Below are 21,501 nucleotides of genomic sequence, written 5' to 3' on the forward strand. Positions count from 1 at the left end.
GTGCTCGACTACTCCTACTTGGACCTGTATCTGCCCCGAGGCACCTCACGGGAGGTGGCTCGGCAAATGCTGACGGAACACGCCGAGTACGGGAACTGGGAGCTGGAGCGCCTGCGCCTGTATCCCGACGGCAGCAGGCGTGTCCGACTACGTCGCAAGATCATACGCGCCGCCCGGACGATGTGAGCGACACCACTCCGGTACGAGACAAGGGTCAAAAGCGCTTTGCCCGCTCCGGGCCGCGCCCCCGGAACGGGCAAAGCATCCATGCTCACCCCCGAAGAAGGGAGGAGCGTCCAGCGTCACCCCGCCGGCACCAGGCGTGAGTGAATGAGATTCCCCGCCTCCGCAGCGACGGAGGCCGAGGGTGAGCGTTCGGATGGTGCTGCTTCCGCGGGAGGCGGAAGCAGCGGATCATGCACGTACTTCCAGAACGTCCTACTTACGGTGGGAACGTCCTATTTACGGTGGAGACGTCCTACTTGCGGCGCAGGCGGACCCTGCGGGTGAGGGCGAACAGGCTCGCCGAGGCGGCGAACATGGCGCCCAGGACCAGCGCGGCGAACGAGGCGGGGTTCATGCCGGTCAGGCCCACCGGCTGCTCGGCGCTCATCAGGTTGAGGTCGCCGAGCGGCAGGAGATCGGTCGCGCCCTTCAGGTCACCGGTCGGAAGGTTGCGGGTCAGGTCACGGACCGGCAGCCCGCCGGAGGCGTTCTCGACCGTCTTGTTCACCGGCAGCGACCTGGTCGCCTGGCCGAGCGTGTCACCGACCGGGAGCGAACCGGCGGGCTGGGAGGCCACCGGCGTGTTGCCCTTCGCGGCCCCCGACTTGGCGACCACCGTGTCGGCGACGGGCAGGCTCGGCAGGCCCGACATGCCCTTCATGTTCGCCAGGTCACCGAGGATCGGCGCCGACGGAGCGGCGGCCGAGCTCATCTCCTGGCGAAGGCCGCTGGCCTCCTTGAGCCCGGACAGCATCGGCAGTGCGGGCGTCTCGCGCATCATCCCGACGCGTCCGGAGTTGTGCGCCTTGCTCCAGCCGTGGCCCCGGTGCCACCCCTTGCCGCCGACCCGGGCGCCGCCCAGGCAGCCGGCGGCGGCGTCGCCGAGAACGGCGACCGAGTTGCCGCAGACGTTGATCGGCGCGGTGATCGGCGCCACCAGCTGGTTGCCGGCGAGGATGCCGTACCGGCCGGAGGTGATGTTGCCGCCTCCGCCGACGCCGCCCGACACCGACGAACCACCCTTGCAGTTCGCCGCGGCCTTGCCCAGGAGCGCGACCGCGTTGCCGCAGACGTTGATCGGCGCGGTGATCGGCGCGACCACCTGGTTGCCGCCCAGGATGCTGTGCCGTCCGGAGGTACGGTTCCCACCCGCGCCCCAGTAGCCGTGCCGTCCCCAGCCGCTCTTCACGGTGGCCCCGCCGCGGCAGCCGGCGAACGCGTCACCGGCGATCGCGATGGCGTTGCCGCAGATGTTGATCGGGACGGTGACCGGTGCCACCACCTGGTTGCCGCCGCCGATCGAGGAGGTGCCGGAGGTGCGGTTGCCGCCACTCCAGTTGCCCGGCCGGTCCCTCCTGATCGTCCGGCCGCCGTGGCAGTTCTGGGAGCCGCTCCCGTTGCCGCAGACCTCGACCGGGGTCTTGATCGGCGCCACCACCTGGGTGCCGCCGCCCGTGGAGAAACGCCCGTCGGTGTCGTGGCCGCTGGAGCCGGGGCGGCTCCAGCGTCCGCCGCCGTTCCCGTCGTGGCCGTGCCCATCGTGGTCGTGCCCACGGTGACCGCGATCGCGGCCGCCGCCCACGGACGAGCCGCCCTGGCAGCCGGAGAACGCCTCACCGATGACGGCGACGGAGTTGCCGCAGACGTTGACGGGCGCGGTGATCGGCGCGACCACCTGATTGCCGCCCAGCACGGACGAGCGGCCCGAGGTGCGGTTGCCGCCGGCGCGCACGGCGCTGTGACGGCCGCTCACCGAAGCACCGCCCTTGCAGCCGGCCGTGGCGTCGCCGAAGATGGCGACGGAGTTGCCGCACAGGTTGATCGGCGCGGTGATCGGCGCCACCACCTGGTTGCCGCCCAGGACGCTGTGCCGTCCGGAGGTCCGGTTGCCTCCGGCCGCGACCGCGCCGCCTCGCCGGGAGCCCTTGACCTCCGCGCCGCCCTTGCAGCCGGCCTCGGACTCGCCGAACAGCGAGACCGCGTTGCCGCAGACGTTGACCGGCGCGGTGATCGGCGCCACCACCTGGTTGCCGCCGAGGATGCTGTGCCGTCCGGAGGTCCGGTTGCCTCCGGCCGCGGTCGAGCCCTCGACGGAAGCGCCGCCCCGGGACGAGGCCTCCGACTCCCCGGCCACGGCCACGGCGTTCCCGCTGATGTCGATGGGCAGGGTTATCGGGATGTTGACCTGGTTGCCGCCGCCGATCGAGCCGGTGCCGTCGGTGCCGGCGTAAGCCGTACCGCTGCCAAGTGCCATGACGCCGACAGCGAGAAACGCCGCGGAGGTTGAGCCCTTCGCCCACGTTCGCATGATGAATGCTCCTAGGTGGTTCTTTTTCGGGGGTTACCTGACAGCTCGCAACAGATGTCCACGCCGAGACACAGCGGGGCTGTGGACGGTCACGAGATTGGGAGAGTCCGCGTCACCCGCGGAGCCCGCCGTACGAGTGCGTGACGGGTGCCTGAGATGTCATGGCCTGTGACCCGTACGGGATGCCCGACACGCGAGGCAGGCTCCGATCCGGTCCCTAGATGAGGGAACCGGAGACAATGGCGGGATCAGTCAGGAGAGAAGGAAGGATCGTCCGCCGCTGTGCGGACCACCGGGGGGACGACTGCCGCCATGGGGGCGGGCAGCTTCGTGAAGTGCGGCTCGAACACGCTCCGCGTGAGGTCCCCGAACAACATCGACGCACCGCTCGTCTGTGGGACCAGACCGTGGTCACCCACGTGGTCCTTGGCGGAGGACGATGGGAGCAGGGGCTTCGACTGGCTGGTGAGCCCGTCGACCGTCCGCCCGGCCATCGCCTCGGCATTGGCCGAGGCACTTTCCGTCGCCGTGGGGAATCCGCCGGAACTCCACGAACCCGCCTCGGCGTCCCCGCCCGCGCTCGATGCGAGCGGGCGGCTCGGTACGACCGAGCTGGGGGAATCAGCCGCGGAGAGAACGTCGGAGAGCACCGGCCCGACGACATCGTGCGATGAGGACTGCGTCGGCATTCCGGCCACGGACGCGGCCGAGCCGAACACACCGTAGATCACGCCAAGCAGCCATGCGACGGTGATCAATCCGCCGATGACCAGAAGGCGACCCAGCGGGGAGCCGGCCGCGAACCGCGCCATCCGACCTCCCCGGGCGGGCTCGGAAAACACCGCGGACACGCGCGGGCAGACGGCGGACGGCTGAGCCCTCCGCTGTCCTTCCGGCATGTACGTCACGTGGCCTCCCGAGTCCGCTGGGTCCGCCTGGTGCGGAGCCAGCCCTCAACGAAGAGTCACTGTAGCGGTACGCCACGTGATCGCAACAGCTTTCTCAGCAGTAATCGAGGAAACGGTCAAGCACCCGGACCCCAAATCGGAGCGAATCCACCGGAACCCTCTCGTCGACGCCATGGAACATCCCAGAGAAGTCCAAGTCCGGGGGAAGCCGGAGCGGTGTGAAGCCGTACCCGTGGATGCCGAGGCGGCTGAACGCCTTGAGGTCCGTACCCCCGCTCAACATGTACGGCACCGCCTTCGCCCCCGGGTCCTCCGCTTGTAGCGCGTCGGCCATCGCCTTGACCAGCGGTCCCTTGAACGGGGTTTCGACCGCCACGTCGTGGTTGACGAACTCCCTCGTGACGTTCGGCCCGAGCAGTTCGTCGACCGTCTGGAAGAACTCGTCCTCGTATCCGGGCAGGAACCTGCCGTCCACCTCGGCCACGGCGGCCTGCGGGATGACGTTCGTCTTGTACCCCGCCCGCAGCACGGTCGGGTTGACGGTGTTGCGCAGCGTGGCGCCGATCATCCGCGCCAGCGGTCCGAGCGCGGCGACCGCGGCCTCGGCGTCCTCCGCCTTCACCTCGACCTCGAAGACCTCCTCGAAGAACGCCTGCACGGTCGGCGTGAGCCGTACCGGCCACTCATGCCGCCCCAGGCGGCCCACCGCCTCGGCGAGCTCGGTGACCGCGTTGTCGTCGTTGAGCATCGAACCGTGCCCGGCCCGCCCCTTCGCGGCCAGCCGCATCCATGCGATGCCCTTCTCCGCGGCCTCGATCAGGTAGAGCCGGCCCTTCCCCTCGACGGTCACGCTGAAGCCGCCGACCTCACCGATCGCCTCGGTGCACCCCTCGAAGAGCTCCGGGTGCTTGTCGACCAGCCAGTGCGCACCGTAGAGACCGCCGGCCTCCTCGTCGGCCGTGAACGCCAGGACGACGTCTCGCGGCGGGCGGCGCCCGACGTCGAGGCGCTGCCGTACGACCGCGAGGATCATCGCGTCCATGTTCTTCATGTCCACCGCGCCGCGGCCCCAGACACAGCCGTCGGCGATCTCGCCGCTCAGCGGGTGATGCCGCCAGTCGGCCGCGTCGAACGGCACGACGTCCAGGTGACCGTGCAGCAACAGGGCGTCCCGGTTCGGGTCGGCCCCCTCGATGCGGGCGATCACACTGGCGCGGTTGGTGTCGGACTCGAGGATGCGCGGCTCCAGGCCGACGTCGGCGAGCTTGGCCGCGACGTACTCGGCCGCAGCGCGCTCACCGGGGCCCGCGTTGTCACCCGCGTTCGTCGAGTCGATGCGGATCAGGTCGCGGCACAGCTCCACGACCTCGTCCTCCCCGTTGAGCAGGGTCATCGGATCCTCCCTCACGTGCTGCCGGCCCACGCGTCGTGATCGCCGGTCCCTCTGCGGCCGTCGGGCCACGTCGACCTCGGGTTCCCGTACGGTTCGCGCCTCCATCCTGCCCGTTTCGGGGCGGGAGGGTTCAACCCCGGTCCGGGGGGCGTACGACGCCGAGTCGGCGGTATGACGCAACGCCCAGAGAGTGCTAACCTGTAGCAGCCGACGCGAGATGAACGTCTCGCGTGTGGCATTACGTCCGGGTGGCGGAATAGGCAGACGCGCTAGCTTGAGGTGCTAGTGCCCAGTGATGGGCATGGGGGTTCAAGTCCCCCCTCGGACACGCACTCTGGTACATGTTGGGCTTGGCCTCAACTACGACCATCCTCTCTGAGGGATCGTAGACGAGGTGCAGGCCCATCTGCGTGTAAAGCTCGTTACGGTCGGCGGGATCCGCCTTCTTGATGACCTTAACCATCTCGACCAATCGTGGGATCATCTCCGCGATCTCCTTTTCACTGATCTCTCTCTTCCTGGTGATGGCCCGCAGCTGGCCCTCTGCCTTCAGCCGCTCGGCCCGGGTCTCGGCCATCCACTTGCCGATCTCCTGGGGGTCTCCGCCCGCGTCCAGCGTCGTCCGGTAGCGGGCCATCCGGCGGTCGCAGTCGTCGATGGTCCGCTTGGCCGCCTCGATGGCGACGCGGTCGGCCTCGCTGCCCCGGGTGTCGAGCAGGGTCTCGACCGTTCGCTGGAGGTTGGCGGGCGTGAAGATCTGGCAGAGCCAGGGGTCCAGCTCATCGAGGATCTGGTCCTCGCGGACGTAGACCGTGCGCGGGTGGTCGATCTTGTTGGCCACCGCGTATTCGGTCGGGAACTTGCACCGGTAGTGCGGGCGGTCGTTGTTCCAGGTCCCTTCCATCCGCCGGGTGCAGACGCCGCAGTACAGCAGGCCGCGGAGCACGTACGGGCGCGGGGTCCTGCGCGGCTTCCGCTCGGTGGCGGGCCGCTCCTGGGCGGAAAGCAGAACCTGGGCCTGCTCGAACGTCCCGGTGTCCACGATCGGCTCGTGCACGATCTTCTCGGACCAGACCCACTGGCTGGTGGGATTCCACTTGAGCTTGGTGATGTGCCCCTGTGTCACGTCGTGGACGTCCAGCAGCTCTTCCTGCTTGCGCTGCTTGTTCCAGACCTGGCGGCCGGTGTAGCGGGGGTTGAGGAGGATCGCGCGCACCGCCGACTTCGACCAGGCGATCCCGCTGCGGTGGCGGTTTCTGGTTCGGTCGTAGGCGGAGGGGCATGGGATGCCCTCGCGGGTGAGCCCTTCGGCGATCAGGTAGAGGCCCTGGCCGTGGAGGAACTCCCAGAAGATCCGGCCCACGATGGGAGCGGTGACCGGGTCGGGCTCCAACCGGCGCAGGCGCTTGCCGTCGGCTGCCTTGCTCGGATTGGGATGCGGCCCGGCATCCACGAGGCGGTAGCCGTACGGCGGACGGCCACCGAGGAAACGCCCCTCGATCTTGGCCTGGGCTTCCATGGTTGTGCGGACACGCATCTTGATCCGGTTGCGCTCGCCCTTGCTGATGCCGCCGAACATCAACATGATCAGCTCGTGCGCCTCGTTGGTCGGGTCGATCGGCCCGCCGACCTCCGGCACCCACAGGGGCACCCCGTAGTGGTTGAACAGTTCGAAGGTGTTGCCGAACTGGTTGCCGTAGAAGGCGCGCTGGGGCTCACCGACCACGACGGCGTCGAACCCCCGGTTGGGGTTGCGCAGCTCGTCGAGCAGGATCGCGGCCTGCGGTCTGCGCTGCGGCGGGATCGATCGTGACTTGTCGATGTCGAAGAACTCCGCGACGATCACACCGCCGCGTGGCTCGATCAGCGCCTGCGACCGGGACAACTGCCAGTTCCGTGACGAGGTGGGGTCCTGGTTGTCCTCGGTGGACACTCGCCCCCAGAAGGCGAACGGGATCATTCAGCATTCCTCTCTTCCCGCTGACCCTTGGTCAGCTCCGCGTGACTTTTCAGAAGGATGCGCAGGAGCACGCGCGCCGCCCCCGCGGTCAGCTGTGGCGGTTCGGCGGGCAGCACCACGGTGACGACGCGCTTGCTCTTGGCCCCGGCCGTCCGCGATCTGGCCTCCTTCTCGCGGTCTGCCGGGGCTGCAGGGTACGCCTGGGCACTCGTTTTGGGAGGCCCTGAGCAGGCCCTTTGTGGCTGTTCAGTCACCCTCGCCTCCCGATGGGAGGGCCGCGTCCGCGGCAGTGAGGAGCCGGGTTCGGGCGAGCTGGCAGTAGTCGGCGTTGAGTTCGATGCCGGTGAACTTCCGGCCGAGTTGCCGGGCGGCAATGCCGGTGGTGCCGCTGCCGGTGAACGGGTCCAGCACGGTGCCGCCGGGGCGGCAGCCGGCGGCAATGGCCCTGAGCGGGATGTCGATCGGGAATGCCGCGAAGTGCGCCGCCCGCAGCGGGCGGGTGGGGATCGACCAGACGTCCCCGGGGTTTCTGCCGTTGGGGTGCGCGGCGGCATGCCGCTCACCCGTGGGCCGCATCGCCTCCCCGTACCGGGTGCCGGCCGAGTCCTCGCCGTCGGTGCCGTACTTGCCGGGCGGAGGCCAGGCGGTCTGGATGCTGTTCGCCTTGGTGCCCCCGGAGCGTGCCCGTCGGGTGATCGGGCGGTCGCCGGTGTAGGGCTGGCGGACCGGGTCGAGGTCGAACCAGTACCGCTGCTGCTTGACGAGCAGGAAGATCAGCTCGTACCGGTTGGACATCCGATCGCGGACGGACTGCGGCATCGCGTTGGGCTTGGTCCAGATGATGGCGTTGCGGAGGATCCAGCCGTCCTCCTGGAGGGCGAAGGCGGCCCGCCACGGCATGCCGAGCAGGTTCTTCGGCGGCACTGCCAGCCGCGCTTTGGGCCGTATCTCGGGCTGGCGGCGGCTGTAGTCCTTGCCGCGAGCCCAGCCGTCGGAGTTGGCCGCGTAGCAGTCCCCGAGGTTGAGCCAGCAGGTGCCCTCGTCGGCGAGCACCCTTCGGGCCTCGGCGAAGGTGGCCCGGAGATTCTCCACGTACTGCTCCGGCGTGGGCTCCTGGCCGTACTGGCCCTCGCAGTAGTTCCGCAGCCCCCAGTACGGCGGACTGGTGACGATGCAGTCCACAGAACCGTCCGCCATCTCGGACAGCACCGCACGCGCGTCCCCGTGGTAGATCGCCGCCTGCTCATCGCTCCAGTACGGCTCACGCAGCCCGCTCATCGGCGGCCTCCGGCGTCGCAGATCTCCCACAGGACGCGGGCGATGTCGCCGTCTCCCGGCGAACCGGTCCGGCTGACCGCGCTCCATCCGAGGGGGCTGGGGACGGTGCGGAAGCCGGCGTCCCACAGGCCAGTGATCGGCTCGTCGAGGCGGGTGTAGGCGATCAGGCGCCGGTAGCCCATCGCGCGGACCTCGCGCCAGGCCGCGTCCAGCAGCGCGGAGTTGACGTCGGGCATGCCGTCGGTGGCCAGGACGAGGAGCTCGGCGGCGTCGCCGTCGTCGAAGACCTCAGCGGCGGGCCACCCTACGAGCGCGACACCGACGAGCGTGCCCTCACCGGTCTGGACACCGATCGCGAACGCAGCCTCGGCCGGAGGAGAGAGGTGGGGCTGAGCCCAGGCGATGAATGCCCGTGCGGTCTGGGTTGCCACCGGTGAAATCACCAGCCGGTGATTCTCCGGACGCTCCGGGCCGTTCAGGCCCTCGCGCTCGTTGGCGATTGTCTGGTTCTCATTCCTGCTTCCCATGGTGTTGTCGGGACACGTTTCTCCGGATGCGTGCACCGTCGGCCCGCCAGGCGGGTCCGATGGCGCATGACCAGGACAGCAGGGGGCTCAGAGACCGCTCAGAGAGCTCATCTCAAGATCGGCCTCTGAGGCGAGCCATGTGGGCTCTGAACGGCTTAGAGATCGCGGACGGCGGATTATGAGAAATCTCTGAAGTGGAACTCTGAATCGGCTCTGAGCAAATTCTGAGGCGATGCGTAAACCGGTTTCGAGACCAACGAACTTTCTCTCGGACTGGAGTAGGGAAATGAGCTCCGAACTCACCGCCGGCTCGCCGCTCGACACCGCGGAGACCTCGTTCCGGCTGCTGGCCACCGGACCGGGGGCCCTGGCCCTGAACTGCGCCGCGCTCGCCCCCGGTCGTTTCCCCAGAGGTGAGGTGAACCTGCTGGAGCTGCGGATGTTGCTGGCTGCCCGGCACGTCACCGACGAGATCCGCGACGCCGTCTGGCGGGAGCTGGTCACCCGGTCGCGGGAGCGCAAAGGCGCGTGGACCGTCGCCGCCGTCGGCATGGCAATGCCCGCCCTCCGCATGATCGCCGCATCGCTCACCCGCGACCTCCCGTATGGCGAGCCGACTGATGTCGACTCCGAGATCCTGGCCGGCTACCTGCACGCCCTGCGCCGGATGGACCTCGACACCGCCGACGTCCGTCCCCGGCTGTGCCAGGCGGCCCGGTACGCGGGCGAGCGCGCCCTACGGCACATCGCCGCGATCTCCTCCCATCCCGGCTCCCATTCTCTCGCCGCATCCCCCCCGACGGTCGGCAGCGGGGCACGCTGCCCTGCAGCAGGCGAAACAAGTAGCACTGGGCGACGGCGGAGAAAAACTAGCAGGCTGCGTACGGATGGCAAGCCTGCGGTTTAATGCGGTTGAAAGGTACCGTCTACCATGTAACGGGTAGCATCGTGGGACCGTTGACAAGATGACCAGCTCGCCACGGAATCTCCGAGACGGGAACGGCGAGTGCCAGAGTTGGAAATCGGCTCACTAGCCCAGCCATCGCCACCTGAAGTTCGGTGCGAGCCAGCATCGCGCCCAGACAGAAATGTGGGCCGTGCCCGAAGCTCACATGGGCGTTGTCGGAGCGGTCCGGTTTGATCTCGTGGGCGTCAGTGAAGGCAGCATTGTCGCGGTTGGCGGCTGAGGCAGAGATCACCACTCCGCTGCAGGAGGGAATACGTACTCCTCCGACCTCGGTGTCGTGTGTGGTCACCCGGAAGAGCAACTGAGGGATGGCCGGGTGCACACGCAGGAGCTCCTCTATCGCAGAGGGGACGAGCGAGGGATCGGCCTGCAGCGCCGCGTACATCTCCGGCCAGCGCAGTAGCGCGTACACACTCGCCGAGAGTTGGCTGAGTGTGGTCTCGTACCCTGCGACGAGGAGGACGACGGCGAGATTAACCAACTCGGAGTCGGTGAGTGCGCCCCCTTCGCCTTCCGACGACAGGGTACTGAGTAGGTCATCGCCCGGTTCTGCGACCTTGGCGGCAACGAGATCCGTCATATAAGTGCGCAGGCTCTTGGCAGCCTCGAACACCGTCTCTGTAGAGTCTGTGACCGATAGCATGGCCTGTGACCACTTTCGGAAGATCGCGTGGTCCTCGTAGGGCACACCGAGCAACTGGCAGATCACCGTGATCGGCAATGGTGTACACAACACCTCCACCAGATCAACTGGCGGACCAGATGTAGCCATGCTATCCAGCAACCGAGTGACAATCTGCTGGATGCCCGGCCGCATGGCCTCAATACGACGGCGGGTGAAGGCCCGAGACGCGATGCTTCGCAGACGCGTATGGCGTGGCGCGTCCATATCGAGCAGGCTGTCAGGTACTCCCACTGACGGCCGCGGCGCATAACGAGGGGCCCCGGGCTCCAGCGTGGCGGCCCGACTGAAGACCGGGTCGGTGAGGACGCGTCGGGCGTCCTCGTACCGCGTTACCAGATATCCTTCCTCGCCGGACGGCAGCGTGTAACGTCTCACCGGCCCGATCTCCGGAACTTCGTGCTCGCTGTGGGGCTGCAACGAGTTGGCGGTGGGCATGTCGACTATCAGCTCCCTTTGTTGAGACGTGCGAAGGCATCGGAAAGTTGTGTTAGATAGGCGATTTCGTCTTGCATGAATGGTATCGTCGGCGTGACTCTCTTTTCCTCGCAATCACTGTTCTCCCAGTCGGCTGCCGAGAACTCTTCGCCAGAAGAGCTCGCCGTCCCCTCGCCCTCGCCGGCCGAGAAAGCGCGCAGGGCGAGAACGATGGATCGGGCATGAACCGCCGCACGCCCCGCTGCACCGGCCGTAGATTGCTGCCGCTCCAGGCGGAGCTCACTGTACGATTCCAGAATGAGTAGGCCATCGCGAATCTCGATCACGCGGCGGTACAGTTGGTACCCCACCTCATCACTAAGTGTATGGGTCGGTTGTCTTCTCAGATACGGCATCGCGGTCGTCAAAGCCAGCCACAGAGGATGGAGACGATGCAGTGCTCGTCGCTGAGCTGCTGCTTGCCACGGCGCTGCCAGCCGAGGTCCCCATACACTGATCGTAGGGCCGGCGAGGATAAGCATTACGGCACCGAATCCGAGATACGTCGCTGCGTAGGTGGTCGCCCCCGGCGGCAGCGGCCAGGACAGGTAACTCGTTACGACGGTGGCCCCTAGGTAGAGACCGTATGCCAATCCGCAGAGGTCACCTGCAATAAGAAGACGCAACCCCACGCGAAGATATCGCTGTCGCGCATACTTCTTGTATCGCCAGGCCAAACGTAGCGTGGCAACCAAAACGGTGGCGATGTAACCAATGAATACTAGATAGAAACCGATGACCGAAGTGTCTCTGCCGTAGACAGCTAGAAAGCTCGCACCCACGTCGTCTCGCGACCCGGAGCTGAATAGCAGCACACCCATGATGGTGATCGCGCCGACCACCCAGAGCAGGCGAACTCGAACCCCTGGGGGGCTACTGTCTTGGTGGTGCGTCACGTGACCGATCACCAGCCAGAACGCCGCCATCGAACAGAGGAAAAGGCTGAATGCCAGCCAGCGTCCGAAACCATTGATACCGGTCAGGAGATCGAACTGCGGACGCAGGTCTGGGGACTGCACCAGAGCCCCCAAAGCGAACGTAATCACATGTGCAAGCGAGGCGCTGACCACAGGCGAGCGACGCCGAGCGGTCACATGGCGAACCGTCTGCACCGCGAGGGCCCAGATAGCAAAAGCCTCTATCCAATAGAAGGCGCTAGCCACGCAAGCGCCTCGCCTGCATCCCCCAAGCGCGCTCGATGTTTCTAATCACGTTGGCGACGTCAGGCGGTGGTTCGGTTCCAGGCGCGATGTCAAATCTGTGCGTGAGTGCCCGGGGAGCAAGGACGAGGTCGGCGAACGCTTCCGCTTCTGCCTCCGCAGGGCTGGTGTAGCCGTTGCGGCAGAGCACGCTTTCTATCAGTCCAGGATCCAAGTCGGGAAGGAGCATCTTATGAAGGTCCTCGCTACGCCACCCGCTGTCATAGTGGTCAAGCAGGAGATGCCCCATCTCATGCAGGATGATGTGGTACTGGTGCAAGGGAGAATAGCTGCGGGCATAGCATAGAAAATCAGTCGTCTCCGATTTGATATAGAGACCGCATGGGGCGCCACGAGACACTGACATAGCAACCAGGCGGATTTGGCGGCCTCGCTGTTCCTCGACACGTTTGACGAACAGGCCCATATCAAAGGGGTCAGATAAAACTCCGCTGTCCTCCAACTCCTCAATCAGCAGCTCACACGGCGATCGTGGCTCCCTCTCCAATAGCAACCAGCCCTCACCCATAGCCGTACCCACACTGGATCAAAACTGCGAATCAGCACCCAAGGGGATCATTTGCACTCTACCGTAAAGGACGGGCAGGAAGTCAACTTCTCAAGACTCGCCTTTCGTATCGCAAGACGGAGAAGCGGTCGATGGGCTAGGGCCGATGGCAGCTTCCAAGCTGCGAATCGCCTCGATGATTCGACTTATTCGCTCCCGACCTTCGGGGGAAGAGTCCAACAGGCGGCCTACTAACCACTGAACCTGATTGTCCCGCATTCTCCGCAAGAGTTTCAGTTGTTCATCGATACGGCGGATCTGGGCATCTACACGGGCCTCGTCCTCTGCAGCCAGTTGCCCGGGCTCGTAGAGATAGATGGGGTCGACGCCGAAGAAGTTCGCCAGGGCCATGACCTTGTCGAGGCTCAAATTACCCGGACGATGCCCCTCTCGGACCATCTGCAAGTACTGACGGGAGATGTGAACGCGGCCTTCGGTCTGCTGCTGGATGGCCTCGGCGACTTCTCCATAAGAGAACTGACGGCGGGCGGGGTTTGGGTCCTCAACGCGCTCAGGGTGTAGACGCAGTTGGAACAAGGTGTCCAGCTTCTCCGCCAAGCTGAGGGGTCTGTGAGATGCAGGCATAGGTCTCCGAAGCCGTTAGGGGCGTGTCAACTAATGTACAAGCGGATCGACTCGTACGGAACCCCTGGTTGCGCTTCGCGGCACAGGGGGCTGTATTACGGCACCGACCTGGCCCTATGCCTGCGCTCATGGTGGACATAGGTGTCAACCGAGGAGTTCGTAGCACAACGCGCTTGCCCGGATCGGTTGACATGCATGAATCATGAGTGCACAGTGGATCCGACATCTTGTGGACAACCCTCGCAAATGCAGCTAGGAAGGTGGTCTTTGCATGAATCGGCCAGTGGGAGCGTGAGCATGCCGCACGGATCATAGGGAAAGGCCTGCAGCATGTACGTCCGTTCGCCGGCATAGAGGCCGCGCTGCCCCGCCCCCCGTGCCGTCTTCTTTCCCCCGGGCCATCGCACCTATCTCCAGGACGGCTTAGGCAGTCCATAAACTTACCGGCTTGTAACGAGTTCCGCGAGTTCAGCTTCCGTTGGCGCCACAGTCCGGTGTTCTCAGCGGAAACTCTGTCTTCTCATGGGAGGGGCACGCACATGTGGATGTCGAATCCTATTATCTGCTGTTCCCGACATGGAGGAGGTATACGATTTGCTCTACTGGGCAATGTGAGCATTCTTCAGGGAAATAATGCCACGCCACTGCGCTCAGCGCCCGTGCGCGGACTCGCCGCTATTTTTATGTTAGCCGAGAACCGCGTGCTCTCTATCCATGAATTACTCACTTCAATGCAGAATGAGCCAACCGATCACGCCGCATCAAACTTACGCCGCTACATCAGCCAGCTACGCGACCAGCTAGGTTCGCTCCGCGATCGCTTGATCACGCTTCGAGGAGGAGGGGGAGGATGGGGAGGAGGATACCAATTGATTATCAAGGAGGGGGAGCTAGATATCGAGATCTACCGGAGACTCGCCCAACAAGGGGAAACCCTCCTCCGCCGGGGCCAGTCGTTCGACGCTCTCGCTACACTGACCCATGCATACACAATGTGGCGGGGACCCATCGGCCGGGACTGTACTGCTTCCGAGCTTCTGCGGGCCAAATTTGAGGCCATCAACGAGTTTCACGTCCGCCTTCGGGAACTGCGAGCCGAGGCCGCGATCGAGATGAGCGTAACTGCCGAGCTAATCCTGGAACTCCGTCAACTCGTTGCAGAGGTCCCCCTTCGTGAATCCGCCTGGGTACTGCTCATCCGTGCACTCTTCCTCGGCGGCTCGGTGTCCGACGCGCTGATCGCCTTTTCCGACGTCCGGCGCATCCTTGTGGAACAGTTGGGCATTGAGCCCTCAGCACGGCTACAAGAACTGCACCAGGCCATCCTAACAAGAGATGAAACCGGAATCCGGACCTTCCGGTTCCACCCGCTTACGCACTGAGTGTTTTCTGGGCACCCAGCTGAGCGAAGGTAAAGCCGCGTGACACAGCGGATAAGCTCCTCGGCTCGTAAAAGCGCGTCAACAGGGCGTGTCGCTAGGCTCCTCAGGAGCAGGGGGTGCCCTCGGGTGAGCTGACCGGCAGATCCGCGTGAACTCCAAGGAGTGGCAGCGCCTGGTGGATTGTAGTCTCTGGGCTAACTAGCTTGCTCCAGTTCGACCAGATCCGATCCTCAACGTGAGGAACCTCCGTAAGGAGTTCCGCATAGCGGAGTTCCACCGATCCCCACTGAATCCAACCCATATCCGAGGCGTATTCTACACCGATCTTGCGTCCTTGGTGGTCGAACCGCTCATACTCAACTGACGGCAGTTGCTGTGGTTCCGCATGGCCGGCGAGCCAGAGTGCGAGGACAGTTCTTGCCTGTCCCCGCGCGTCGCAAGTGAGTCCCTCACCTGTCGTATTCTGTTCCCATTCTCTCGGCAGTCCCGTGAGTGCCGCCGCAACCCGAGCGGCCAAGATACGCCGCGAATCGCTCTCACCGCCGTGACGTCCCCACGTCCGCCCTATGTATATCCCGTCCTGATGCTGGTCAATGGGCAGCGAATTCCATCTCTGACGTTGCCGGATTGGCGGTAACGTGGCGCGAACCTGGGCCGGTGCGTTGGATATCACCGTCGACACAACGTCGTCCCATAGTGGAATCCAGGCTTCGTACCCAGGATAGACACAGTAAGTAACTGTCTCACGTACCATGCACTCCTGCTTGGCCGCTAGCCGACTACCGTCAGTGCTTGAGAGAATGACGCCAGCCGAGCCGACAACCCCCATAAGCGCAAGGAACACGCCAGCTCTGTACCGTCCCCAGGCCACTGCGGCCAGTCCTGTGACCGCAAGGATGAGCGCGCCGAGGTAAACCACGTGCCGACCGGATGACCTGTCCCACAGGACCGGCGGCGGGTCCGATAGCACAGGGTGGAGCAATGCCGCCAAGCCACCGAGCCCGGTGAGGATCGACGTACCCAACACGAAAATGATCACAGGGGCGGCGAAGAGGCTCGCCGTCCACCGCCCGAGTACCGTCCCAATCATTGCGACGAGGACCACGGCGAGAATTCCGGCGATCAGCTCCCACCAGTCGGGCTTCCCGGCGGCTACAGACCCGGGCAACAGTGAACCCAAGATCCCCATTGTGGATACAAGGGCCCCGGCAGTCGCCACCATGGCAACTGCGCCCGTCTCGGCGAGCGGGCGGGCGATACCCGAGTGGGGCATCGCGGCCATCTGATCGGCCATTCGGTGCCGGACGACCCGAGTCGCCACCAAATGCCCGTAGATCAACATGGCGGCGCCGATAAGGAGAAGCAGACTCGCTGTATCGATGACAACGAGCGGCCAGTATGGCTGGGCCCACCAGTTGGCAAGCACGCCCCACCCGATGACGAGGATCACGGCTCCCCACAACATTGGACTTCGCAATGCCCGCCGCGTCTCGAGTCTCAGCAGGGCAATGATCACTTGAGCGCTCCCTCGTCTTGTTCAGACAGAAGCAACGTGTATCCGTCTTCGACCGTCGGCGTCACCGTCACCGCATCTGCCCGTGGCGTTCCCACCCCTCGGTAGCGGCCCTCAGCGGTACGCCAGAAGATCCCTGAATCGGGTTTCTCAGCAGTCTCCCAGACCCGCCCCGCTGCGACGGCAGCCAGGTCCAGTGGTGTCCCTGAGAAGATCACCCGGCCACGGTTGATCACGATCACCTGTTCGCAGAGCATCGCAACGTCCTCGGTCTGATGAGTCGAGAGCAGCACGACGGCCCGCTCTCCAAGATCGGAGATGAGCGCCCGGAACTTGCGACGTTGCTCCGGGTCCATGCCGACGGTTGGTTCGTCAAGGATGAGCAGTTCCGGAGCGCCGAGCAGCGCGCATGCAAGGGCAAGGCGCTGCCGCATCCCTCCCGACAACTTCCTGATCTTGGATGTAGCCCGGTCTGTGAGCTCGACCTCAGCCAGCACCCGCCTGACCTCGACCCTCCGTTGTGCCCGGTCCGTGATTTGTTTCAGGACCGCGAAATACTCGACGAGTTCCTCTGCGGTAAAGCTGGGATAAGTCCCGGGGTTCTGTGGCAGGTAGCCGAGTCGGGCACGGATCTCCTGCTGTCCAGCTCGATCATCTGGATCATGGCCGAAGATCCGCACCGAGCCCTCATCGCGTTCGAGGACGGTGGCCAAGCACCGTAATAGCGTGGTCTTCCCAGCACCGTTGGGGCCAAGGAGCCCGGTCACACCTACCCCCAGCTCAAAGCTAACCCAATTCAGGGCGGTCCGGCCCCTGTACCTTTTGACCACGCCATCCACCATCACTCGCTGTCCCGGCTCAGCCACTGATCCCCTCCGTTCCATCGTGCATTCGCTGGATGACTACGCCTATCACCTGCGATATGCCAATCGGGCCAAATTGGCGAGAATCAATGCTCTGGTCGGGATTGTCGCCAAGTACGACCACCGATCCGCTCCGAACCATCCGCTCGGGTCGTCCGGACAGCTCGATCGGGTCACCAGCCAACGCTGCAACTCTCTTGACGACCCACCGACGGCGCCGGATCCGGACATCCATGATTTGAAGCCTACCCTGATCGTCTCGTCGCAGCATCGGCTCCCGCAGCACAACTACGTCGCCTACCCGAATCCTGCCCCGAATGCGTCGCCGAATTAACAGAACGTCGCCCGGCTTATAGGAGGGCAGCATGCTCGTTCCCGAAATCCGTACCACTGCGAAACCCCGCCGGAGCCACTCTAAGGCACCGAGAGCTGCTATTACCAGCCAAATCGCGAGTATCATGTGACCGCCTGATATCCCTCCGCCTGCACGGTGAAGAGGTGCGCGTAGATGCCACCAAAAGCCATAAGGGTATCGTGTGTGCCAACTTCCCCGATGCATCCTGCATCCAGAACCACGATCTGGTCCGCATCGCGGACCGCTCCCAGCCGATGAGAGATGAGAAGACTGGTTTTGCCGGCCCGATACCTCTGGAGTCGTACATGAATATCATGTTCAGCTTCCGGGTCCAGGCCGGAGCTCGGCTCATCCAAGACTAGGAAATCCGGATCCCGGCGAAAGTAGGCGCGAGCGAGTGCGAGCCGCTGCCACTGACCGCCGGACAGTGTGAACCCGGATGTCTCATCGCCATCGTCAGCGAATGTCCGCGACAGCAATGTCTCGGCTCCTTTTGGCAGTGCCGCCACGAACGTTTCGGCCTGGGCCTGCGCGAGCGCCTTCTCCACGCGAGTCAGGTCAGCTAGATTCGGCAGGTCGCCCAAGCCTACATTCTCCGCCACCGTCAGGTCGTATTCCATATAGTCCTGGAAGACTGCGGACATTCGTCGGCGCAGCTCTTTGACTTCAAAGGTTCGAATATCGATTCCATCCCACAGAATGACCCCCCGGCTCGGGTCATAGAGCCGGAATAGTATCTTTATCAGCGTACTCTTGCCGACGCCGTTTCGGCCTACGAGCGCAGTTGTCTGGCCTGCCGGAAGGAAGAGATCCACTCCACGCAGCACCCATGCGCCGTCGTCCTGGTAGCGAAACCAGACGTTCTTGAACTCAATGCCGTAGGTCAAGGGGGGAACCTTGACCGGTTTGATCTGAATTGGCAAGTCGGACGGCAAGTTGATGATATCGATATACTCTTGAAAGAGCAGCAACTGGTGATGTATTGTTGCTAGCTCCCGTACGACACGCATGACCAAGGTCTGTACACCTGCAACCGCAGCAAGCACAAACGCCACATCGCCTACCGATACCGCGCCGGTCCGTGCCCTTTGAAGCACCCAGAGCAGACATAGACCTGCCGGAATTGCTGTGAACAAGCCGAGGATGATCTGGGTTCCAGCCTCCTTTCGCTCCTGCTTGGTGGTTTCGGTGTTGGCCTGGATTCGTTCGCGCCGCATACGCTCCCGGAAGTAGCTGGAAAGTCCCAGTAGGCGCAGTTCCTTGGCCGCTTTCGGGTCGATGAGAAGCATCCGGAAAAACATTTCCCTCCGCTCCCGCGGTCCAATCTTCCGGATGGTAGCAACCCTGGCCTTCGACAGCTTCAACTCCGCCGCGAATACAGGGATGAGAGACACGGCTAGCATCACCACCAAGAGAGGCTCCAAGTAGAACACACCTGCCAAGAAGCCGCCGATGCTCGCCGCAGACGCAGCCACGCCGAGCATCGACGCCACCACGAGGCATGGGGTGGCGCCGCCGAACTGGGCAGCCAACCGGATGCGGTCCAGAAGTTCTGGTTTCTCAAACCGGGAAATACCTACGCTCACTTCCAGTGAGGCGTAAAGTCTGTCCTGGGCGACGAGGGCAACAGCCCGTTCGGTCAATCCTCGGATGTGGCGCTCAAGGTGCGGCAGGACCGACATACCCGCTCCGGCCAGCGCCAAGGTGACTCCAATGACGACCAGGGCTTCGCCGGCATCTGGGAGCATTAGATGGTCGAGGAGTACCTTGGTGAGCCAGGCTGTCACCAACGGCAACACTGATATCGCCGTCGTTGTGGCGGAGGAGATGAGGATTCGCGCGCGGCCGGCCCTCCAGACCAGCTTGAGCGCGTATGCTATCGAACGCAGCGCAGCGCGGGCTGAGGCTGCAGACCGGTGAATCGGGCTCAGTCTCATCGACGGGCTGCCTGTACGACAGTGAGGTCCGAAGTGCGCGCGCCTGAGGCCAGCACCGTTCGGGCGCCATCGAGCCAGCCGAAGGCAGGGGCGCCTTTGACATCGAGTGCCGTAGCCACCGGGCCACCGTGTGCCGCTTCATTCGTAACCATCGCCACCTGACGCAGGTTCGGCAATTCATTCGCGAAAGAGCCTTGGTCCCCGGTTAGCACGGCCAGCACCTGGCCAGGAGTCAGAGTTTCAGCCAGCTTGACGAACTCGGGGATCCGCTCATGGCAGATGAAGCACGTTGCTGAGAACACGCCGACCAGGAGGAACGGGGTCTGCTCAGTGACGAGTTCGCCATCAATCGTCTTGACGGAGAATTCCCCGATTTGCTCCCCCGGAGCAAGCATTACTTCGGCTGGTGGCCTGCTCCCCGGCAGACTCGCTTCTATCCGAGCAAATCTGACCTCCCCGTCACGGATTTTCTTGATGACCATAAGCGTGAGCGCGAGATTCGCCGTTACCAGGACCCCGATGACCGTGATGAGACTTGTCAAGGTGACCTCTTCTCATTATTGTTCACGAAAACACGAAGATTCTCTTGGAAGACAACGAGTCCCCCGGCACCCAGCCCCGCCAAGACGGAGGCAGCTATCGCCGCAGGGTCTGTATCAGTCGCATTTGATTGCACGAAGAACCCAGCGATGCCCGCCAAGATGAGTAAGAGATTCCGCACGACCTGCGGCCACCCGAGTTCCCCAGCCGAGCTCCCGAAGCATCTGCATGAGCCACCTTTGCCAGTGGCCAGAGCCGTAAGAATGACGACCAGGAAGATCGTCAGCAGAACCGACGCGAACAGCATTCCCCAAGGGGCCGAAATCTCGTAAGCGAGCATCACCACCACAGCAAACTCGCTCGCCACAACCATGATTGCTGTCTGCTGCGCTGGAAACCACGAACCCAGGCGACGCACAGTGAAGACGAATTCGCGGAACGCCCGCCTATTACGGACCTTGCTAACGGCCGCGGTCAGGAAGATCACAATGAGAAAGGTTCGCAGACCCCAGGATAAAAACAGGTTCAATGGCTTTCCTAACTCATGAACGTATCTGCCTACTCATAGCGATCAGCCAGGCCAGTGCCGCGACCAGAGCGACTATCCACCACCGGTGGACGAGATCCCAGCTCTCCTGTTCCGGCCGTACCCAAGGCGAGTACTCACGCGCCTCTTCCCGTAGAAACAGCGAAACGATCAGAGTGGCCAGGAGCGCCGATGCCCCCGTGAGCCCCGCAACTGTTCCGGCCCGATAGCGCAGGGCCGTACCGGCGTAGGCCAGACCAAGGACTACGCAGGTGATGGCCTCAAGTTGGACGCCGCCCTGGTATCCATCATGGCCAGGCGCGACGTTCCAGCTCGTGATCGCATAGAAAGCCAACCAGATTAGACAACTGGTGCTAACCGCTAGGCCGATCCTCACTGCCTGCCGCACCCATCGAGGAGTGGGCAGAGCGCCGAGTTCATCGTCCAAAGGGTCGATGAGGACGAAACCAGCGGCGGCTCCCAATAGGACCCCGGAAATCCGCAGCGCCTCCACCCAGCCACGCACCGGCAATGGGTGGCCGCTGAACGGATCGAGGGAGAGCCCCAGCCCGGCGAGGAGCACCGCTGCGAGCGCCAGTGGCCGCCAATCGACAGCCTTGATCGTATATCTCAGCAGTGAGCCTGCGTACACTTCCGGGCTCCTCCGGGTATAGGACAATGGGAAAGCCGAGACGGCCAAAGTTCGGGTTTGGCCGTCTCGGCCACTCTACAATCGGAACTGATCAGGCCGCGCAGGTGCCACAGCCGGCACCGAACGTGTACTGGTACTTCCCATCGCAGATCCGGTCATAGTAGATCTGGTTGATCCAGAGCGGGCAGCCGCCGCCGCAATGGGAGTACTCGTTGTAGCAAACCGCTGCTTCCGCCTCGGCCCGCGGTGCGAACAGGCGAGAGAACCGCCCGATCGTCACCTCCATCGCCCGAACCATGTTCCCTCCTTGGATGTCGGATAACTGACGCTCCGAGATTGCCCGAGTGCTGCGTACCTTCTGCGTACAACCTGCGTTCCGCAGCTCCGGACTCTGCTGTTTCACGCCCGAACCTGACAGCACAGTTCAACTTCAAATGCCATAGCAGAAACACCAGAGACTCCTAGAGCGCCGGTCATGTAATCCTGCCCGGGGCGTGATACTTCTTCCTGATCACGTGTTGGTCGAGGAGAGGCTGTCGACTCATCCGACACCTCATACCGGTGTCGGAGCGGGTCGTACCGGATCCCCAGCCTGGCAAGGACGGGCCCGGGCACGTCGGCGATCCATTCACCGATAGCCGTCATCGAGGTCGCCC

Annotated in this window: 20 protein-coding genes, 1 tRNA gene and 1 pseudogene; 4 read left to right on the forward strand and 18 right to left on the reverse strand. The window is 64.1% G+C overall.

The genetic code is table 11. From position 1 onward, the window contains the following. Positions 1 to 186, forward strand: a complete 186-nt coding sequence (locus AP234_RS26605; RefSeq protein ID WP_055482469.1) for a DUF5703 family protein — start codon at positions 1 to 3, stop codon at positions 184 to 186. A gap of 292 nt (positions 187 to 478) precedes the next feature. On the opposite strand, the gene AP234_RS26610 is transcribed toward AP234_RS26605, so the two are convergent. The 3 genes from AP234_RS26610 to AP234_RS26620 all read right to left on the reverse strand — a co-directional run bounded on the left by AP234_RS26610 (position 479) and on the right by AP234_RS26620 (position 4,834). Next, positions 479 to 2,533 carry a chaplin family protein gene (locus AP234_RS26610; RefSeq protein ID WP_055482470.1) on the reverse strand — a complete coding sequence of 685 codons (2,055 nt, stop codon included), beginning with the start codon at positions 2,531 to 2,533 and terminating at the stop codon, positions 479 to 481. Positions 2,534 to 2,781: 248 nt separating this feature from the next. Continuing rightward, entirely contained in the window at positions 2,782 to 3,345 is a 564-nt protein-coding gene (locus AP234_RS26615) for a hypothetical protein (RefSeq protein WP_055482471.1), read from the reverse strand. A gap of 190 nt (positions 3,346 to 3,535) precedes the next feature. Continuing rightward, positions 3,536 to 4,834: a M20/M25/M40 family metallo-hydrolase gene (locus AP234_RS26620; RefSeq protein ID WP_055482504.1), complete on the reverse strand. Its 1,299-nt coding sequence runs from the start codon at positions 4,832 to 4,834 to the stop codon at positions 3,536 to 3,538. Between the two features lie 242 nt (positions 4,835 to 5,076). Between AP234_RS26620 and AP234_RS26625 the strand changes: the two genes are divergently transcribed. Continuing rightward, positions 5,077 to 5,162, forward strand: a tRNA-Leu gene (locus AP234_RS26625). Between the two features lie 516 nt (positions 5,163 to 5,678). Here AP234_RS26625 and AP234_RS39685 read toward each other — a convergent pair. The 3 genes and pseudogenes from AP234_RS39685 to AP234_RS26645 all read right to left on the reverse strand — a co-directional run. Then, positions 5,679 to 6,794 (reverse strand): annotated as a pseudogene (locus AP234_RS39685) (recombinase family protein); the annotation flags it as partial. A 246-nt stretch (positions 6,795 to 7,040) separates the two neighbouring features. Further along, the gene (locus AP234_RS26640) at positions 7,041 to 8,072 is read right to left on the reverse strand and encodes a DNA-methyltransferase (protein ID WP_055482474.1); all 1,032 of its coding nucleotides are present in this window, start codon (positions 8,070 to 8,072) and stop codon (positions 7,041 to 7,043) included. Beyond that, positions 8,069 to 8,599: an XF1762 family protein gene (locus AP234_RS26645; RefSeq protein WP_055482475.1), complete on the reverse strand. Its 531-nt coding sequence runs from the start codon at positions 8,597 to 8,599 to the stop codon at positions 8,069 to 8,071. Before AP234_RS26645 ends, AP234_RS26640 begins: the two co-directional genes overlap by 4 nt. 286 nt (positions 8,600 to 8,885) lie before the next feature. On the opposite strand from AP234_RS26645, the gene AP234_RS26650 reads away from it, so the two are divergent. Next, positions 8,886 to 9,506: a hypothetical protein gene (locus tag AP234_RS26650; protein WP_055482476.1), complete on the forward strand. Its 621-nt coding sequence runs from the start codon at positions 8,886 to 8,888 to the stop codon at positions 9,504 to 9,506. 19 nt (positions 9,507 to 9,525) lie between these two features. On the opposite strand, the gene AP234_RS26655 is transcribed toward AP234_RS26650, so the two are convergent. The 4 genes from AP234_RS26655 to AP234_RS36650 all read right to left on the reverse strand — a co-directional run bounded on the left by AP234_RS26655 (position 9,526) and on the right by AP234_RS36650 (position 13,050). After that, the gene (locus AP234_RS26655; RefSeq protein ID WP_055482477.1) at positions 9,526 to 10,686 is read right to left on the reverse strand and encodes a cytochrome P450; all 1,161 of its coding nucleotides are present in this window, start codon (positions 10,684 to 10,686) and stop codon (positions 9,526 to 9,528) included. An 8-nt stretch (positions 10,687 to 10,694) separates the two neighbouring features. Continuing rightward, positions 10,695 to 11,888 (reverse strand): MAB_1171c family putative transporter, encoded by a 1,194-nt coding sequence (locus tag AP234_RS36640; RefSeq protein WP_152990631.1) that lies wholly within the window; start codon positions 11,886 to 11,888, stop codon positions 10,695 to 10,697. Next, on the reverse strand, positions 11,881 to 12,453 hold the full coding sequence (locus tag AP234_RS36645) for a hypothetical protein (protein WP_152990632.1): 573 nt from the start codon (positions 12,451 to 12,453) through the stop codon (positions 11,881 to 11,883). The genes AP234_RS36640 and AP234_RS36645 overlap by 8 nt, the downstream gene beginning before the upstream one ends. A gap of 90 nt (positions 12,454 to 12,543) precedes the next feature. After that, positions 12,544 to 13,050 carry a hypothetical protein gene (locus tag AP234_RS36650; protein ID WP_152990633.1) on the reverse strand — a complete coding sequence of 169 codons (507 nt, stop codon included), beginning with the start codon at positions 13,048 to 13,050 and terminating at the stop codon, positions 12,544 to 12,546. 638 nt (positions 13,051 to 13,688) lie between these two features. On the opposite strand from AP234_RS36650, the gene AP234_RS35340 reads away from it, so the two are divergent. Then, complete coding sequence (locus tag AP234_RS35340) at positions 13,689 to 14,459, forward strand: AfsR/SARP family transcriptional regulator (protein ID WP_160330491.1); 771 nt, start codon at positions 13,689 to 13,691, stop codon at positions 14,457 to 14,459. A gap of 103 nt (positions 14,460 to 14,562) precedes the next feature. On the opposite strand, the gene AP234_RS26675 is transcribed toward AP234_RS35340, so the two are convergent. The 8 genes from AP234_RS26675 to AP234_RS26705 form a co-directional block, all read right to left on the reverse strand. Next, positions 14,563 to 15,909 (reverse strand): hypothetical protein, encoded by a 1,347-nt coding sequence (locus AP234_RS26675; protein WP_152990634.1) that lies wholly within the window; start codon positions 15,907 to 15,909, stop codon positions 14,563 to 14,565. A 62-nt stretch (positions 15,910 to 15,971) separates the two neighbouring features. Beyond that, the gene (locus tag AP234_RS26680) at positions 15,972 to 16,856 is read right to left on the reverse strand and encodes an ATP-binding cassette domain-containing protein (protein WP_200926729.1); all 885 of its coding nucleotides are present in this window, start codon (positions 16,854 to 16,856) and stop codon (positions 15,972 to 15,974) included. Beyond that, positions 16,831 to 17,394 carry a S26 family signal peptidase gene (locus AP234_RS35345; protein ID WP_083502462.1) on the reverse strand — a complete coding sequence of 188 codons (564 nt, stop codon included), beginning with the start codon at positions 17,392 to 17,394 and terminating at the stop codon, positions 16,831 to 16,833. The genes AP234_RS26680 and AP234_RS35345 overlap by 26 nt, the downstream gene beginning before the upstream one ends. Next, positions 17,292 to 18,977 carry an ABC transporter ATP-binding protein gene (locus AP234_RS26685; protein ID WP_200926730.1) on the reverse strand — a complete coding sequence of 562 codons (1,686 nt, stop codon included), beginning with the start codon at positions 18,975 to 18,977 and terminating at the stop codon, positions 17,292 to 17,294. Before AP234_RS26685 ends, AP234_RS35345 begins: the two co-directional genes overlap by 103 nt. Before the next feature lie 146 nt (positions 18,978 to 19,123). Then, entirely contained in the window at positions 19,124 to 19,669 is a 546-nt protein-coding gene (locus tag AP234_RS26690; protein ID WP_055482482.1) for a TlpA family protein disulfide reductase, read from the reverse strand. Then, positions 19,666 to 20,196, reverse strand: a complete 531-nt coding sequence (locus AP234_RS26695; RefSeq protein WP_055482483.1) for a MauE/DoxX family redox-associated membrane protein — start codon at positions 20,194 to 20,196, stop codon at positions 19,666 to 19,668. Before AP234_RS26695 ends, AP234_RS26690 begins: the two co-directional genes overlap by 4 nt. Before the next feature lie 13 nt (positions 20,197 to 20,209). After that, positions 20,210 to 20,845 (reverse strand): hypothetical protein, encoded by a 636-nt coding sequence (locus AP234_RS26700; protein ID WP_055482484.1) that lies wholly within the window; start codon positions 20,843 to 20,845, stop codon positions 20,210 to 20,212. 91 nt (positions 20,846 to 20,936) lie between these two features. After that, positions 20,937 to 21,131, reverse strand: coding sequence for a hypothetical protein (locus AP234_RS26705; RefSeq protein WP_152990635.1), 195 nt, complete (start codon positions 21,129 to 21,131; stop codon positions 20,937 to 20,939). Positions 21,132 to 21,501 lie beyond the last annotated feature (370 nt).

The organism is Sphaerimonospora mesophila, from assembly GCF_001417795.1.
GTDB classification, from domain to species: domain Bacteria; phylum Actinomycetota; class Actinomycetes; order Streptosporangiales; family Streptosporangiaceae; genus Sphaerimonospora; species Sphaerimonospora mesophila.

Bases quoted from the DNA above. Each gene is read 5' to 3' on its own strand.
- AP234_RS26610 (WP_055482470.1), bottom strand. From the start codon at position 2,533: ATGCGAACGTGGGCGAAGGGCTCAACCTCCGCGGCGTTTCTCGCTGTC.
- AP234_RS26615 (WP_055482471.1), bottom strand. From the start codon at position 3,345: ATGGCGCGGTTCGCGGCCGGCTCCCCGCTGGGTCGCCTTCTGGTCATC.
- AP234_RS26620 (WP_055482504.1), bottom strand. From the start codon at position 4,834: ATGACCCTGCTCAACGGGGAGGACGAGGTCGTGGAGCTGTGCCGCGAC.
- AP234_RS26640 (WP_055482474.1), bottom strand. From the start codon at position 8,072: ATGAGCGGGCTGCGTGAGCCGTACTGGAGCGATGAGCAGGCGGCGATC.
- AP234_RS26645 (WP_055482475.1), bottom strand. From the start codon at position 8,599: ATGGGAAGCAGGAATGAGAACCAGACAATCGCCAACGAGCGCGAGGGC.
- AP234_RS26650 (WP_055482476.1), top strand. From the start codon at position 8,886: ATGAGCTCCGAACTCACCGCCGGCTCGCCGCTCGACACCGCGGAGACC.
- AP234_RS26655 (WP_055482477.1), bottom strand. From the start codon at position 10,686: ATGCCCACCGCCAACTCGTTGCAGCCCCACAGCGAGCACGAAGTTCCG.
- AP234_RS36645 (WP_152990632.1), bottom strand. From the start codon at position 12,453: ATGGGTGAGGGCTGGTTGCTATTGGAGAGGGAGCCACGATCGCCGTGT.
- AP234_RS26680 (WP_200926729.1), bottom strand. From the start codon at position 16,856: ATGGAACGGAGGGGATCAGTGGCTGAGCCGGGACAGCGAGTGATGGTG.
- AP234_RS35345 (WP_083502462.1), bottom strand. From the start codon at position 17,394: ATGCATCGGGGAAGTTGGCACACACGATACCCTTATGGCTTTTGGTGG.
- AP234_RS26705 (WP_152990635.1), bottom strand. From the start codon at position 21,131: ATGGAGGTGACGATCGGGCGGTTCTCTCGCCTGTTCGCACCGCGGGCC.